13 protein-coding genes are annotated in these 14,529 nt (G+C 64.3%); 11 read left to right on the top strand and 2 right to left on the bottom strand.

Annotated features, from left to right (window positions below):
* Positions 1-95 precede the first annotated feature (95 nt).
* The 9 genes from P6U24_RS35465 (at position 96) to P6U24_RS35425 (ending at position 10,066) form a co-directional block, all read left to right on the top strand.
* The gene (locus P6U24_RS35465) at positions 96-1,208 is read left to right on the top strand and encodes an NADH:flavin oxidoreductase/NADH oxidase (RefSeq protein WP_407157016.1); all 1,113 of its coding nucleotides are present in this window, start codon (positions 96-98) and stop codon (positions 1,206-1,208) included.
* A 254-nt stretch (positions 1,209-1,462) separates the two neighbouring features.
* Entirely contained in the window at positions 1,463-2,563 is a 1,101-nt protein-coding gene (locus tag P6U24_RS35460) for an LLM class flavin-dependent oxidoreductase (protein WP_407157015.1), read from the top strand.
* Positions 2,564-2,799: 236 nt separating this feature from the next.
* The gene (locus P6U24_RS35455; protein ID WP_407157014.1) at positions 2,800-4,575 is read left to right on the top strand and encodes a thiamine pyrophosphate-requiring protein; all 1,776 of its coding nucleotides are present in this window, start codon (positions 2,800-2,802) and stop codon (positions 4,573-4,575) included.
* Positions 4,575-5,681: an enolase C-terminal domain-like protein gene (locus P6U24_RS35450; RefSeq protein WP_407157013.1), complete on the top strand. Its 1,107-nt coding sequence runs from the start codon at positions 4,575-4,577 to the stop codon at positions 5,679-5,681. Before P6U24_RS35455 ends, P6U24_RS35450 begins: the two co-directional genes overlap by 1 nt.
* Positions 5,678-6,655: a hypothetical protein gene (locus P6U24_RS35445; RefSeq protein WP_407157012.1), complete on the top strand. Its 978-nt coding sequence runs from the start codon at positions 5,678-5,680 to the stop codon at positions 6,653-6,655. The genes P6U24_RS35450 and P6U24_RS35445 overlap by 4 nt, the downstream gene beginning before the upstream one ends.
* Positions 6,648-7,316, top strand: coding sequence for a gluconate 2-dehydrogenase subunit 3 family protein (locus tag P6U24_RS35440; protein WP_407157011.1), 669 nt, complete (start codon positions 6,648-6,650; stop codon positions 7,314-7,316). Before P6U24_RS35445 ends, P6U24_RS35440 begins: the two co-directional genes overlap by 8 nt.
* Positions 7,306-9,015 (top strand): GMC family oxidoreductase, encoded by a 1,710-nt coding sequence (locus tag P6U24_RS35435; RefSeq protein WP_407157010.1) that lies wholly within the window; start codon positions 7,306-7,308, stop codon positions 9,013-9,015. Before P6U24_RS35440 ends, P6U24_RS35435 begins: the two co-directional genes overlap by 11 nt.
* Entirely contained in the window at positions 8,993-9,436 is a 444-nt protein-coding gene (locus P6U24_RS35430) for a PPC domain-containing DNA-binding protein (RefSeq protein ID WP_407157009.1), read from the top strand. Before P6U24_RS35435 ends, P6U24_RS35430 begins: the two co-directional genes overlap by 23 nt.
* A 204-nt stretch (positions 9,437-9,640) precedes the next feature.
* Positions 9,641-10,066 carry a hypothetical protein gene (locus P6U24_RS35425; protein ID WP_407157008.1) on the top strand — a complete coding sequence of 142 codons (426 nt, stop codon included), beginning with the start codon at positions 9,641-9,643 and terminating at the stop codon, positions 10,064-10,066.
* 242 nt (positions 10,067-10,308) lie between these two features.
* Here P6U24_RS35425 and P6U24_RS35420 read toward each other — a convergent pair whose 3' ends face one another.
* The gene (locus P6U24_RS35420; protein ID WP_407157007.1) at positions 10,309-11,562 is read right to left on the bottom strand and encodes a T6SS phospholipase effector Tle1-like catalytic domain-containing protein; all 1,254 of its coding nucleotides are present in this window, start codon (positions 11,560-11,562) and stop codon (positions 10,309-10,311) included.
* 185 nt (positions 11,563-11,747) lie between these two features.
* Here P6U24_RS35420 and P6U24_RS35415 point away from each other — a divergent pair, with 185 nt between their 5' ends.
* Positions 11,748-12,053, top strand: a complete 306-nt coding sequence (locus P6U24_RS35415; protein WP_407157006.1) for a HigA family addiction module antitoxin — start codon at positions 11,748-11,750, stop codon at positions 12,051-12,053.
* A 133-nt stretch (positions 12,054-12,186) separates the two neighbouring features.
* Here P6U24_RS35415 and rpmB read toward each other — a convergent pair whose 3' ends face one another.
* Positions 12,187-12,495, bottom strand: a complete 309-nt coding sequence (rpmB, locus tag P6U24_RS35410; RefSeq protein ID WP_407157005.1) for a 50S ribosomal protein L28 — start codon at positions 12,493-12,495, stop codon at positions 12,187-12,189.
* Positions 12,496-13,050: 555 nt separating this feature from the next.
* On the opposite strand from rpmB, the gene P6U24_RS35405 reads away from it, so the two are divergent.
* On the top strand, positions 13,051-13,827 hold the full coding sequence (locus P6U24_RS35405; RefSeq protein ID WP_407160707.1) for a DUF3108 domain-containing protein: 777 nt from the start codon (positions 13,051-13,053) through the stop codon (positions 13,825-13,827).
* Positions 13,828-14,529: the final 702 nt, after the last annotated feature.

The following is a 14,529-nucleotide window of genomic DNA, read 5'->3' as shown; positions in this document are numbered from 1 at the left end:
AAGCTGCCAGTACGCAGCGATCGTCGTGCGGTTGAGGAAGATCGGGCGGCCCACTACGTATGATCATCCCTTCATCCCGCCTGGAATCCCCCCGCATGAGTGCCCTGTTTTCTCCGATCAAGCTCCGCAAGCTCGAGCTCGCCAACCGTATCGTCGTATCGCCGATGTGCCAGTATTCGGCCGAGAACGGCGCGGCCAATGATTGGCATTTCACCCACATCAATTCGCTGGCGCTGTCGGGTGCCGCGATGTTCTGCATCGAGGCGACGCATGTCGAGCCGATCGGCCGGATTACGCCGGGTTGCCTTGGGCTGTGGGACGATATCACCGAGGCCGCACTCAAGCCGATCATCGCCTCGGCGCATAAGCGCTCTGATGCTGCGATCGCGATGCAGCTCGCGCATGCCGGACGTAAAGGCTCCAGCCAAACGCCGTGGAACGGCGGTCAGCAGATTCCAATTGCGGACGGCGGCTGGCAGGCGGTAGCGCCATCGGCCGTTCCGCAGAAGGAAGGCGAGCTGCCTCCTGCCGCACTCGATGCGGCCGGGCTCGAGCGCATCCGCAATGCATTCGTCGATGCGGCGAGGCGCGCCGACCGTCTTGGCATCGATGCGCTCGAACTGCACGGCGCGCACGGCTATCTCCTGCATCAGTTCCTGTCCCCGATCGCCAACCACCGCACCGATGACTATGGCGGCAGCCTCGAGAACCGCATGCGCTTTCCGCTCGAAGTGTTCGATGCGGTCCGTGCCGTGTTTCCCGCCGACAAGCCGATCGGCATGCGCGTCTCTGCGACCGACTGGGTCGAGGGCGGCTGGGATCTCGACCAGACCATCACATTTGTACAAGAGCTGAAGCGGCGCGGCGCCGACTGGATCGACGTGTCCTCCGGTGGCGCCTCGCCTCTGCAGAAGATCAAGCCAGGGCCGGGCTATCAGGTGCCGTTCGCCCATGCGGTGAAGCAGGCGACGGGACTGCCGACTATCGCAGTCGGCTTGATCACCGAAGCCCAGCACGCCGAGGACATCATTGCCTCCGGCAAGGCCGATATGGTCGCGCTCGCGCGCGGCATGCTCTACGATCCGCGCTGGGGCTGGCATGCGGCCGCCGCGCTCGGCGGCCAAGTCAGCGCGCCGAAGCCGTATTGGCGGGCGCAGCCGAGCCAGTTCAAGGAGCTGTTCGGCAAGACCACGTTCGGTTCGCGCTAGCCGTCCTCGGCTCGTCGATGATCGAAGCCGGCGCGCGGCGACAGCCGCGACGCCGGCAATGCGCTTTGATGCGGCGGTCATCGTTCACGTCACTATTCGGCCAGCCCCGCAGCCGATGATTGTAGCCGTCCGGCGAAGTGCTAGACTTCGCAGACCACGTGCGGCCACGCCGACTCGTCTGGTCGTGCTTCGTCGCGCGTGACAATGAGCGCATCGCAAAGATGCGCCGCAACAAGCGCGAGAGGAAAGCGGCCATGGAAATCGGATATTTCACGATGCCCTCGCATCCGCCGGAGTGCGGGCTGAAGGAGGGCCAGGAGTGGGACCTGCAGGTGCTGCGCTGGCTCGACGAGCTCGGCTATCAGGAAGCCTGGATCGGCGAGCACCACACCGCGCCTTGGGAACCGCATCCGGCGCCCGATCTGATCCTCGCGCAGGCGTTCCGTGAGACGAAGAATATCCGCCTCGGTCCGGGCGGCTTCCTGCTCCCCTACCACCACCCCGCCGAGCTCGCGAACCGGGTTGCGATGCTCGATCATCTTTCCGACGGCCGACTCAATTTCGGCGTCGCTGCCTCCGGCCTGCCGAGCGACTGGGCCATGTTCAATGTCGACGGCATGAGCGGCCAGAATCGCGAGATGACACGCGAGGCGCTGGAGATCATCCTGAAACTCTGGACCGAACCCGCTCCGTTTACCTACAAGGGCAAATACTGGACGGTGACCAAGTCCGAGCCGATGTTCGATTTCCTCAAACCTCACATCAAGCCGGTGCAGGCGCCGCATCCGCCGATCGGAGTCGCAGGACTATCCAAGAACTCCGATACCTTGAAGCTGGCCGGCGAGCGCGGCTTCATCCCGATGAGCCTCAATCTCAATCCGGCCTATGTGTCCTCGCATTGGGATTCGGTCGAGGCGGGCGCGGCCAAGACCGGGCGCACGCCGCGCCGCGGCGACTGGCGGCTGGTGCGGGAGGTGTTCGTGGCCGATACCGACGAGGAAGCCTGGCGGCTCTCGACCGGCGACATGATGGGCCGGATGATGGGCGAGTACTTCCTGCCGCTGCTCGGCCATTTCGGTTTCAAGGACTATCTGAAACATGCGCCCGATGTGCCCGATACCGATGTGACCGTCGAGTATTGCGCCAGGCACAACTGGATCGTCGGCTCGCCGGCGACCGTCGCCGAGAAGATCGAGACGATCTGGAGCGAGGTCGGCGGCTTCGGCACGCTCCTGGTGTTCGGCTTCGACTACAAGCACGAGCCGGAAGCATGGCGGCACTCGTTGGAACTCTTGAAGCATGAGGTCATGCCGCGCTTGCGTCATCTTAATGCCGATCTGAACAAGGCCGCCTGACTTGCGTTGACGAGCAGGAAGAGTGCGCGTCTCTGCGGACGGGGACGCGGTGGGAACTGGAAGCGATGCCTCCACCGAGCGGCGTCGCTACCACCCGTGTGTCGTGGAATGCGACGCGCGGAACATTCCGTCCGCCGAATCTAAACAATCGTTCAGTCTGCAACCTTTGCCGCAATCTTCCGTTTGATCCGTATTCCCAGCCGATTACCTCGTGCTCCGAGATATGGATCAAGCCGATGAACGTCAGCGAATATGTTTGGCAACGCCTGTCAGAATGGGGATTGAAGCGCGTCTACGGATATCCGGGAGACGGTGTCGGCGGCCTTGATGTTGCGCTGGAAAAGGCCAAGGACAAGATGGAGTACGTCCAGGTCCGCCATGAGGAGATGGCGGCGTTCATGGCCTCGGCCCATGCGAAGTTCACCGGGCAGGTGGGACTTTGTTATGCAACCTCCGGCCCGGGTGCCATCCATCTCCTCAACGGACTTTACGACGCCAAGATGGACCACGTTCCCGTGGTCGCGCTGGTCGGTCAGCAGGCGCGCAGCGCGATCGGCGCCAGCTATCAGCAGGAAGTCGATCTTCATACATTGTTTCGGGATGTCACCGAATACGTCGCGATCGCCAGCGTGCCCGAGCAGGTACGGCACCTCATCGATCGCGCCGTGCGCATCGCCCACAACAAGCGCGGCGTTTCCTGCGTGATCCTGCCGAACGACCTCCAGGAGCTCGACTACAAGGATCCGCCGCTTGCGCATGGCGCGACCCATACCGGCGTCGGCTATGCAGGTCCAGCCAAGCTCCCGGATCAGGCGCTGCTGGAGGCCGCTGCCGATGTCCTCAACGCCGGCAGCAAGGTCGCGATGCTGGTCGGCGCCGGCGCGCTGGACGCGACGGACGAGGTGATCGAGGTTGCAAACCGTCTGCAGGCCGGTGTCGCAAAGGCCCTGCTGGGCAAGGCCGCGCTCCCTGACGATCTGCCCTTCGTCACCGGTTCGATCGGACTTCTGGGAACGCGTCCGAGCTGGGACCTGATGAAGAATTGCGACACGTTCCTGATGGTCGGATCGGCCTTCCCCTACAGCGAATTCCTGCCCAAGCCCGGTGCGGCCCGCGGCGTCCAGATCGATATCGATGGCAGTCGCCTGAGCCTTCGTTATCCAATGGAAGTCAACATGGTTGGCGACAGTGCCGCGACCCTGCGCGCGCTGCTGCCGCTGCTGACGCAGAAGAAGCGGTCATCGTGGCGTCAGGGGATCGAAGAGGGCATGCGCGAGTGGTGGGACACGCTGAAGGACCGCGCGATGGATTCGGCCGAGCCGCTCAATCCGCAGCGTGTGTTCTGGGAGCTGTCGCCGCGCCTGCCTGATAATGCGATCATCACCGCGGACTCCGGCTCGGTCGCGAACTGGTATGCGCGCGATCTCAAGATGCGCCGCGGCATGAAGGCGTCGCTGTCGGGCGGCCTCGCGTCGCTTGGCGCCGGCACGCCCTATGCCGTGGCCGGAAAGATGGCCTATCCCGATCGCACGGTGATCGCCTGCATGGGCGACGGCGCGATGCAGATGAACGGCCTCAACGTCATGATCACGATTTCCAAATACTGGAAGCAGTGGTCGAACCCGCATCTGATCGTGCTCGTGCTCAACAATCGCGACCTCAACCAGGTGACCTGGGAAGAGCGCATCCAGCTCGGCGCCGGCAAGACCGGGTCGACGCAAAGCATCCCGGATTTCCCCTATCACCGTTATGCCGAGCTGCTCGGCCTCAGGGGAATCTTCGTCGACAATCCCGACCGGGTCGGCGCGGCCTGGGATGAGGCGCTCGCCGCGGACCGCCCGGTGATCCTTGAGGCCTATACCGATCCGAATGTGCCGCCGCTGCCGCCGCATATCACGCTCAAGGATGCGAAGAATTTCGTCAGCATGATCCCCTCCGAGCCAGAGCTCGGCAGCGTGCTGAAGAACAGCGCCAAGGAATTGCTGACGAGCGTGCTGCCCGGGAAAGACTGATGAAGCCCGAAGTTCCGATCGAGAGTGTGAACGCGCAGGCGTTCACGGTGCCGACCGATCGTCCCGAGGCGGACGGCACGATCGCCTGGAACGCCACGACGCTGATTGTGGTCGAGATCGCGGCCGGCGGACAAAGCGGCCTCGGCTACACCTATTCGTCGGCCTGCGTCGTCGATCTCATCCGCGATACGCTCGCGGGCAAGATCAAGGGCAAGGATGCACTATCGCCGCAGGCTGCTTTTGCCGTGATGGAGCGTGCGGTCCGCAATCTTGGCCGCGAAGGTATCGCCGCGACGGCGATCTCGGCGGTCGATACCGCGCTGTACGATCTGAAAGCGCGCCTGCTCGATATGCCCTTGGTGTCGCTTCTCGGCGCATGTCGCACCTCCGTTCCGATCTATGGCAGCGGCGGATTCACCACCTATTCCGATCCTGAGCTTGAACAGCAACTCGGCGGCTGGGTCGCCGAGCAAGGCTGCAAATTCGTCAAGATGAAGATCGGCTCCGAGCCTGCGCGGGATCCGCATCGTGTGGAGATCGCCAAGCATGCCATTGGTGATGCAACCTTGTTTGTCGATGCCAACGGCGCTTATGGGCCGAAGCAGGCGATCGCGCTGGCCGAGCAATTTGCAGAGCAGGATGTCGGCTGGTTCGAGGAGCCGGTGTCATCGGACGATCTGGCGGGACTGGCGATGGTGCGAAATTACGCGCCGGTCGGCATGGAAATCGCGGCCGGTGAATATGCCTACACCATGGACTACGTCCGCGCGATGCTGCAGGAGCGGGCGGTCGACGTGCAGCAGGCTGACGCGACGCGCTGCGGAGGTTACACGGGCTTTCTGCAGATCGCCGCGCTCTGCGATGCCTTTCACGTCGACCTGTCCGGCCATTGCGCGCCCGCGTTGCATCTGCATGTCGCCTGCGCTGCACCGCGCCTGCGTCACCTCGAATGGTTCCATGACCATGCGCGGATCGAAAGCATGCTGTTCGACGGCGCGCCACGCCCGCGCAACGGACAGATCGCGCCGGATCTGACGCGCGCCGGCAACGGCTTGGTGTTCAAGCGCAAGGATGCGGCGCGCTATGCGGTGTCAGGAGCGTCATGAGCAAGGCAGTCGAGCGGGATCTGCTTGCGCTGGCGGGGCTCGCTGTCTCGGGCCTGGCTCTCGCATCGGTCATGTCGGCGCGCACGCCACAGCCTCGCCTTGCGCCGCCGCGTCGCGCGATTGCGGCGCGCCGCGACGGTGGCGCGCGGCCGGTCACGGTGAGCGCAGCGCGCAAGCTCAACACGGCAGCCGGCACGCTCGCCGTGTCGGTGCTCGCCGATTCCACCGTCGAGCATTACCGTGGCTCGTTCAAGAACAAGGCGATGTACGCGCCGCTGATCGTGTCCGCGCTCACGCTGGCGACGAGCCTGCACGGCACGGCCGACATGAGACCCTTCGCGCATAAAGCGCGCGATGCGACTTATCTGCTGGCGGCGGCCACCGGCTTGCTCGGCACCGGATTTCATCTCTACAATATCGGCAAGAAGGTCGGCGGCTTCTGCTGGCAGAATCTGTTCTACGGCGCTCCGATCGGCGCGCCGATGGCGATCCTGCTGTCCGGGCTGCTCGGCTTCTGCTCGGAGCGCGTGCGCGAAACCGACGGGCCGCGCCGTCGGCCGGAAATCTTCCGTCTTCCGGCGGGGCGCGCGATCGCCGCCGTTGTCGGCGCCGGTCTGCTCGGCACGAGCGGCGAAGCGGGCCTGCTGCATTTCCGCGGCGCCTATCACAACCCGTTCATGATGGTCCCGGTCACGCTGCCCCCGGTCGGCGCCGCGCTGTTGATGTCGGCGGCGAGCGGCCGGCGCGGACCAGAGCATCGCCTGACGCGCTGGTGGATGCGGCTGCTTGCGCTCATGGGCTTTGCCGGCGTCGGCTTCCATGCCTATGGCGTCTCGCGCAACATGGGCGGTTGGCGCAACTGGAGCCAGAACATTCTGAACGGGCCGCCGCTTCCGGCGCCGCCGAGCTTCGCCGGCCTTGCGCTTGCCGGTCTCGCGGCGCTTGGCCTGATGAGGGAGCATCCCGATGCATGACGCGCGCCGGCCGTCTGACAGCGACGATCGCTATCCCGGATATGACGTGCTCGCCAAATGGTCCGGGCCGTCGTGGAATGAGAAGACGCGCGAGGTCATCAGCCGGCGGCTGGCACTCGCACCGGAGCCGAAGTTCTTCACCGCCGAGGAATTCGCCACGGTCACGGCGATCGCCGCGCGGATCATTCCACAGCCTCTTGGCCGGCCGCCGGTCCCGATCGCGGCCCTGGTCGATCACAAGCTCGACCACGCGATCATGGACGGCTATCGCGGATCGGGCATGGCGCGCGATGGAGAGGCCTGGCGCGTCGGGCTGAAGGCTTTGGACGCCGAGGCCACCAGGGCATACGGGATGCGCTTCTCTGCGTTGTCAGAACCGCTGCAGGATGTGCTGCTTCGGCGTGCCGAAGCCGGCGAATTGAAAGCGCCGGAATGGAGCGGGATGCGCTCTCATGACTTTTTCAAGATGCGCATGGCCCGCGATATCGTGCTGGCCTACTACGCGCATCCGACGGCGTGGAGCGAGATCGGCTGGGGCGGACCGGCGAGCCCGCGGGGCTATGTTCGGCTCGACTTTGGCGAGCGCGATCCCTGGGAAGCGGCCGAGGCGAAGCAGGGCCATGAGGACAAGGCCCGGCGGAGCAATCGCCATGTCCGATGATCCCCGGCATGCGCCGCGAGCGCGCGATCGCCGTGCACCGGATGTGTTCCGGCCGGGCGGCTGGGTGCCGATGCGGCAGTATCGCGACAACGATCCGGTCGATTTCGCCATCGTCGGCACCGGGGCGGGCGGCGGCACGCTGGCCTGCAAGCTTGCCGAATACGGTTTCTCGGTGGTGGCGCTCGATGCGGGTCCTTACTACCGGCCGCTGGAGGATTTCGCGTCCGATGAATCGGAGCAGACGAAGCTCTACTGGACCGACGACCGCATCGTGGATGGCGCCAACCCGCTGCAGCTCGGCAGCAACAACAGCGGCAAGGCCGTGGGCGGCTCGACTGTGCATTTTGCGATGGTCTCGCTCCGCTTCCGTCCCGAATGGTTCAAGTCGCGCACCTTGCTCGGCTATGGCGCCGACTGGCCGCTCGACTGGCGCGAGATGTGGGACTACTACACCGAGGTCGAGCAGGCGCTGAAGATCTCCGGTCCCGTCACCTATCCCTGGGGCCCACCGCGTCCGCGCTATCCCTATCGCGCGCATCCCTTGAACGCGGCCGCCCGCGCGCTCGCACAGGGCTGCGCGGCGATGGGCATCGGCTGGACCGAGACGCCGCTCGCCACGCTGTCGGCGCCGCGCGGCCTCGCCCATCCTTGCGTCTATCGCGGCTTCTGCGTCACCGGCTGTTCGACCAATGCCAAGCAGAGCGCGCTGGTCACCTGGATCCCGCGCGCCCTTGCCGCCGGCGCGGAGATCCGCGATCTGGCAATGGTCGGCCGCGTCGAGGTGGCTCCGTCCGGTCTCGTCTGCGGCGTGCACTATCACCGCGAAGGCGCCTGGCATTTCCAACGCGCACGAAACGTGGTGGTCGCGGGCTATGCCATCGAAACGCCGCGGCTGCTGCTCAATTCCGCAACCGACAGGTTTCCGGACGGCCTTGCCAACAGCTCGGGTCTCGTCGGCAAGAATCTCATGGTCCAATCCAATCAGGCGGTCTGGGGCCGGATGGACGAAGAGGTGCGCTCGTACAAGGGGCCGCCGTCGCTTGCCATCACGGAGCACTGGAACTACGAGGATCGGGGCAAGGATTTCTTCGGCGGCTACGCGTATATGAGCCAGGGGCCGCTGCCGCAGCTCTGGGCCAACACGCTGATGAGCGCGCGGGGCCTCTGGGGTCAGGCGCTCGTCGATGCGATGAAGGACTACAACCACGTGGTCGGGCTCAAGATCGTCGGCGAGATGCTGCCGCAGGAATCCAACCGGGTGACCCTGACCGAGGAGGTCGATCAGTATGGCCTGCGCATTCCGCGCGTCACCTACTCGTGGTGCGACAACGACAAGCGGCTGATCCATCACTCCCTGAAATTCATGCGGCAGGCGCTCGAGGTAATCGACGCCAAGGACATCTGGATCCAGGACGACGACACCTGCCATCTCAATGGCACGGCGCGGATGGGCAGCGATCCCGCATCCAGCGTCGTCGATGCGGACTGCCGCAGCTGGGACATTCCCAATCTGTGGATCTGCGACGGCTCGGTGTTTCCGACCGTCGGCGGCGTCAATCCGTCCCTGACCATCCAGGCGATCGCCTGCCGGACCGCGGACCGCATTCGCGCGCTCAGCCGGCGCGGCGAGCTAAGCGTCGCCGTGCGCGCCAATGATCATGCGAAGAGGATGCACCATGCAGCACAAGCTTCTTCATGAAAGCGGCAGGCAGCGCACCTTTGCGCTCGTGCTGGAGACCGGCGACGAGGCGATGAACTGCATCGAGTCATTCGCAAAGCAGCACAGCATCGCCGCCGCCCAGATCAGCGGCATCGGCGCCTTCAGCGCGGTGACGCTGAAATATTTCGATTGGCAGGACAAGCGCTATCTGAGCAACGAGGTCGACGAGCAGGTCGAGGTCGCGTCCCTGATCGGCGACGTCGCGCTCGCGCCATCAGGCGAGCCGTCCATCCATGTGCATCTGGTGGTCGGACGCCGCGACGGATCGGCATTGGCCGGCCATCTCGGATCGGGGAAGGTGCGTCCGACGCTCGAGCTTGTGATTACCGAAAGTCCAACCCATCTGCAGAAGGTCAAGGATGATGCCACGGGCCTCGCCTTGATCCAGCCGCGCAAGTGACGGCAGGCGGCCGGACCCATCGGCACGGTCACAGCCGCGCGATGAGATCGCCAACGTTCGTCAGGCCGGGTCACGCAGGTCGGCCGATGCCAGCTTGAGCTATCTCAATATCGACCTGAACCACGCCGCTTAACCTGCGTTAATAATGGACCGGAGCCGGCGATTTGCGGCAACCGCAGATGTCCGTTACGCAGGATATACCCTATGCGATTTCGGGTCAGGAAATTCGCTCATGTGCTGGAACGGTCGGGCCTCGCTCTGGCGGGCGCGGCCTGCGGCGTCTTCGTGGGCGCCCATGTCGGCTCCAGCATTCCGGCGCTGACCACCCAGGGCTTTCTCATCCTGATGATGCTGTCGGGTGCGTTCGGCTTCTATCTCGGGGTCGACACGCCGCCGCGGCCGTTCCATCCACATGAAGAGGGGACGCCGGCGGCCCGCAAGATCGATGCCGCAGAATTCCTGACTGCGTTCGGCACCTTTCTGGCAACGCTGACAGCGTTCGTCTCCGTCGCCATCATCATCCTGCGCGAGCCGCCGCACATCGCCTGGACCTGGGCGATCATGGCGGGCTGGGTCGCCGGCGTCGCGATGCAGATCATCGCCGGCACCATCGCGCGCGCACGCAAGTAGGTCTCATCTCAGTCCGTCGTCGTCGCGCTTGCGGCGGTGTATATCGAGCCCACTCAGGCCGCGTTCTCCACTGTCGTCCCTGCGAGAAGCAGGGACCGTTAACCCGGGGCGTGCTTGTGAGCAGCGATGTGGCAACGGCTTAATGTCACAGCGATGGCGGTGGTTATGGATCCCGGGTCGCGCTCGCGGTGCTCGCTTGCCCGGGACGACGGGGGAGTAGGTGGCGCGCACAGTCCGACAGACTAACCGTCGCCCTTCACCGGCAGCGGCACGCGCTCGTAAGACCCGGGCAGGTTGACCGGCCGGTAGTCCGGCATTTCCGCGATCCGCATCAGCACGCTTTCATGGATATGTGCACCGTCGGGAATGAAGCGCGGCTCGCGGTCCGGGATGTAGCAGCCGAAATGCACCTGCCGCTGCGGCCACTCCTTGTATTTTGCGCTTTTCGGCAGGAGTTCGAGCAAGCGCCAGGCCGGCGTCATCGAATCGTGCAGCGTGCCGCGAATGCTCGGCGCGACATAGCTGAACGGGCTGTTCTTGCGCTGCACGCCCCAGGCGAGCTGGTTCACCGTGCGCGGATTGACCGAGAGCCCCGCCGCTACGGCCTCGTCGATCATCCACAGCAACGGATATTTCGACAGCGCGGAATCCTTTTCCGGATAGCCGCCGCCGACATCGGAATGCACGCCGGCGAACCACACCTGGCGAATATCCTGCGGCTCGGCATGGGCGTCGTTGAAGCGGTTGTGCCTGAATGTCTGCGGATCGGCCCACGCTTTGAGGCGGAACATGCAGCGCCGCTCGTCGATCGCCGCTGCCTGCCGGAAAATCCTGACGCTGGGATTGGCGATGGTGAAGGCGAGCTCCTCCAGGCTGAAGCCGATGAAGAAGCGGTCGGCGCGCGGCACGATGACGCTCGCCACGGTGTCCCACACGCCGACGAAATGAATGGTCGGCCAGCGCGTCGAGGTGATGCGCGCGAACTGTGCCGCGAGGTCGAAGCGATCCGCCGGCAGCGGGCCGTCCTCGTCGCTGGTCTCGGTGACGAGGCCGCGGCCGGCTTTCGGCGTGGTGCTGGAATATTGCTTGTAGGCGATCAGGCCCGAGCCTGCGAGATTGACCTGGTCGGGCGAGATCAGCCCGATCTTGTGGATCAGCCCGGCCAGCACCCGGACGGTGTAGGCCCCGCGCGAGAAGCCGAACAGGAAGATCCTGTCGCCGTCCTCGTAATTGTGGACCAGGAAGCTGTAGGCCGACAGCACGTTGTCGTCGAGCCCGTAGCCGGTGGCGAGCCCGAGCACCAGGTTGAAATTGGCCTTGAAGCGGTGCCAGGTGTCCGGTTGCGCCAGGGTGCCAACGCCGGGGTCGTAGAACACCGCCTGGTGCGGCGTCGTCTTCTCTGTCTTGCGCAGGCACCGATAGAGCTTGAGCACATTCGAGATGTTCTCGTTGATCTCGTTGCCCGTGCCATCACAGCAGATGACAATGTTCTTCATTACGATTGTAACCTTCCTCAGCGCGACCTTCGCGAGTGTAATGGATGTTCCGAGCTTTGGGGAAGGTGGCGTTTTGTGACAGTTCGACGAACGCGACGCTTGGCCCGGGCGCGGTGTGGCCGCGAGACGTTGAATTCGTGGACGATCATTGAGACGCGCTGGCCGCAGAACGGAGAACTTGATCAATGGCCAAGAAACTCGCACCGATGCACCCAGGCGAGGTCTTGCGGGAGGAATTCCTGATCCCGCTCGATCTCTCGGCTGGCGCTCTTGCCAAGGCCTGCGGTCTCCCGCGCACTCGCATCGAGAGAATCGTCAATGAGGAGACGGCGGTCTCAGCCGATACCGCGCTACGCCTCGGCAAGGCGCTGGGCACTTCGGCGCAGCTCTGGCTCAATCTGCAGAACGATTTCGATATGAGGACCGCGCAAAGCCGGATCGGCAAGGAGCTCGACAAGATCAACCCGGTGAAGCGACACGCAGCGGCGTGACACGGCGATGTCCGCGCAAAACAAAAACGGCCGGGTCGTTCGACCCGGCCGCTGCAACACGCTAACTCAACAGACTGGACTCGACGCGTACTCGCCCCCGCGCCCCAGCCGTGAAACTTCCTGGTTCGCCTCGTCAGCTCGCCTTGGCGGCGGGCGCCGACTCAGCGGCCTTCTTCTCGATGGCGCGCTTCAGTTCCAGCGCGCGCGGCGACAGCGCGGCGGCCTTGGCCTTGAGCAGATAGGCATCCAAGCCGCCATTGTGGTCGACGCTCTTGATCGCTGATGTCGAGACCCGCAGACGCACATTGCGGCCGAGCGCATCCGAGATGAAGGTCACGTTGCACAGGTTCGGCAGGAAGCGCCGCTTGGTCTTGATGTTGGAGTGGCTCACCTTGTGGCCGACCTGGGGGCCCTTGGCCGTCAGTTCACAGCGCCGCGACATGTTGCAAATCCTCTTTCATCCCCGCACCTGTCGACCGTCCAAAAGGGCCGGCGCAGGGGTCCAAAACTCGTCCATCTCTGGGAGACGCGGACGTATAGGGGCCAAGGGCTCGCGCGTCAAGGTTGGGGAGCGGGCGAATAGCGTTAGGGCGAATAGCGGGTAGCGAATGGCGAATAGGGAAGGAACTTTGCGCCTATTCGCTGCTTGCCTGCCCTATTCGCCACTCCCTATTCGCCATTCGCCCGAATCGCTCCAAAAGCGGCGTCGGATCAACGGTGTAGCCCAGACCTCCATACCATCAAAAGGGCGTATTCCGGGGCGAAGACAAATGGCCGCGCGCGGCCGTCAAAAGGGTTGAAAAGCCGTCTTTTAAGGCTCCGACCGCGTTATCTGCACGCCCTTTTCGCGTAAATGACGGCGTGGACGGCACATGGCGGCCAGCGGCAGTTTCGCAGGATCATCCTTCTCGTGAGCACATGGACGGCGACCTCATTCCTCCTCCGGCGCGGTTTCGCCGCGGCGGGGCTGGCGCTACTGGCCCTGGCCTGGGCCGCAATGCCGAGCGGAGCCGCCGCGCAAGGCCGGCTCGACGCGCAATATGAGGCGACGCTCGCCGGCGTCCCGGTCGGGCGCGGCTCCTGGGCGATCGAGATCGGCGACGATACCTATGCGGCCGCCGCACAAGGCGGCACCGCGGGCCTTTTGAAAGCGTTCTCGCAGGGCTCCGGCACCGGCGCATCGCAAGGCCGCATCGTCAACGGCGCGCTGGTCGCGAACGCCTACCAGGCCTCGACGACGACGGGGAAGAAATCCGAGCAGATCCACATCACGCTCGCGAACGGCAATGTGAAGGAGTTCGGCATCGAGCCGCAGCCGCCTGTCGATCCCGATCGCGTGCCGGTGACGGACGCAAACAAGCGCGGGGTGTTCGACCCGATGACCGCCTCGCTCTTGCGCGTGCCGGGCAATGGCGAGCTCTTGACGCCGGAGGCCTGCCGTGCCGGCGCTTCGGTGTTCGACGGCCGCATGCGCTATGACCTGAAGCTCGATTACAAGCGCATGGAGAACGTCAAGGCGGAGAAGGGCTATCGCGGCCCCGCCGTGGTCTGCGCCATCTATTTCACGCCGGTCGCGGGCTACATCCCCGATCGGCCGGTGATCAAATATCTCTCCACCGCGCGCAACATCGAGATCGCCTTCGTGCCGATCGCAGGCACCCGCATCCTGGTGCCGTTCCGCATGGTGATCCCGACCCCGTTCGGCACCGGCATGCTGGAGGCGACCTCGTTCATCACGCAAGCCCTGCCGCCGCATGTCGCGAAGACGCAGTAGCGCTGTGACGGTAAACTGGCTGTTACGTTTTCTCCGTCATGCCAGGCCCTGTGCCGGGCATCCGCGCCTTACGGCACGCTCGGCTATGGCGACGTGGGAACGGCTTCGCCCTTGATCGATTGACCGCGCTGTTGCTGCATACTCCGCTGTCGTCCCTGCGAAAGCAGGGACCCATAACCACCGATATTCAATTGACGACGATTGGAGCGACAGCTTGCCTTCACCACATTCGCCTGTGGTTATGGGTCCCGGGTCTGCGCTCGCTTTGCTCGCTTGCCCGGGACGACAGCGGGGGGTGTCTGCAGCACTATTCATTTGCGAATGCTTTATCACGCGAACGCTCTCGCGAATCAGTTTGACTCTTCCTCGATTCTGATTCGACTCGCTCGGCCCCTGACTATTCACCATCCCCATCGTAAAACGGTTGCTTGTCGGTCGCGCCGAAACTTGATCTAGTGCCGCGAACCGGTGCCGGCGCGAGATGTTGAGCGAACGAAGCCGGAAGAACAGGCGAGTCAGCGATTCCTTCGCGATTCGTTCTTAAAGCGTTCCGAAGCTGAAGATGCGACCCTATATGCGTAACAATGTGAGACAGATCCAAGCGTCCAGGCGGACGCCATCTTCAGGCGCGCGGTTCCATTAGCGCGCGCATTGCCCTGACTTCGGCGCTGACAACGCCGGCACGAGAGCCCAAATTAGCGA

The sequence above is a fragment of the Bradyrhizobium sp. STM 3557 genome (assembly GCF_045571465.1).
Lineage (GTDB): Bacteria > Pseudomonadota > Alphaproteobacteria > Rhizobiales > Xanthobacteraceae > Bradyrhizobium.
The sequence above is the reverse complement of the archived record's forward strand: the minus strand, read 5'-3'. Positions and strand labels throughout refer to the sequence as shown.

What these genes read in the sequence shown, in the direction of transcription:
- P6U24_RS35435 (WP_407157010.1), top strand. Translation starts at nt 7,306, where the DNA reads ATGTCCGATGATCCCCGGCATGCGCCGCGAGCGCGCGATCGCCGTGCA.
- P6U24_RS35460 (WP_407157015.1), top strand. Translation starts at nt 1,463, where the DNA reads ATGGAAATCGGATATTTCACGATGCCCTCGCATCCGCCGGAGTGCGGG.
- rpmB (WP_407157005.1), bottom strand. Translation starts at nt 12,495, where the DNA reads ATGTCGCGGCGCTGTGAACTGACGGCCAAGGGCCCCCAGGTCGGCCAC.
- P6U24_RS35445 (WP_407157012.1), top strand. Translation starts at nt 5,678, where the DNA reads ATGAGCAAGGCAGTCGAGCGGGATCTGCTTGCGCTGGCGGGGCTCGCT.
- P6U24_RS35465 (WP_407157016.1), top strand. Translation starts at nt 96, where the DNA reads ATGAGTGCCCTGTTTTCTCCGATCAAGCTCCGCAAGCTCGAGCTCGCC.
- P6U24_RS35420 (WP_407157007.1), bottom strand. Translation starts at nt 11,562, where the DNA reads ATGAAGAACATTGTCATCTGCTGTGATGGCACGGGCAACGAGATCAAC.
- P6U24_RS35430 (WP_407157009.1), top strand. Translation starts at nt 8,993, where the DNA reads ATGCAGCACAAGCTTCTTCATGAAAGCGGCAGGCAGCGCACCTTTGCG.
- P6U24_RS35415 (WP_407157006.1), top strand. Translation starts at nt 11,748, where the DNA reads ATGGCCAAGAAACTCGCACCGATGCACCCAGGCGAGGTCTTGCGGGAG.
- P6U24_RS35455 (WP_407157014.1), top strand. Translation starts at nt 2,800, where the DNA reads ATGAACGTCAGCGAATATGTTTGGCAACGCCTGTCAGAATGGGGATTG.
- P6U24_RS35450 (WP_407157013.1), top strand. Translation starts at nt 4,575, where the DNA reads ATGAAGCCCGAAGTTCCGATCGAGAGTGTGAACGCGCAGGCGTTCACG.
- P6U24_RS35405 (WP_407160707.1), top strand. Translation starts at nt 13,051, where the DNA reads ATGCCGAGCGGAGCCGCCGCGCAAGGCCGGCTCGACGCGCAATATGAG.
- P6U24_RS35440 (WP_407157011.1), top strand. Translation starts at nt 6,648, where the DNA reads ATGCATGACGCGCGCCGGCCGTCTGACAGCGACGATCGCTATCCCGGA.
- P6U24_RS35425 (WP_407157008.1), top strand. Translation starts at nt 9,641, where the DNA reads ATGCGATTTCGGGTCAGGAAATTCGCTCATGTGCTGGAACGGTCGGGC.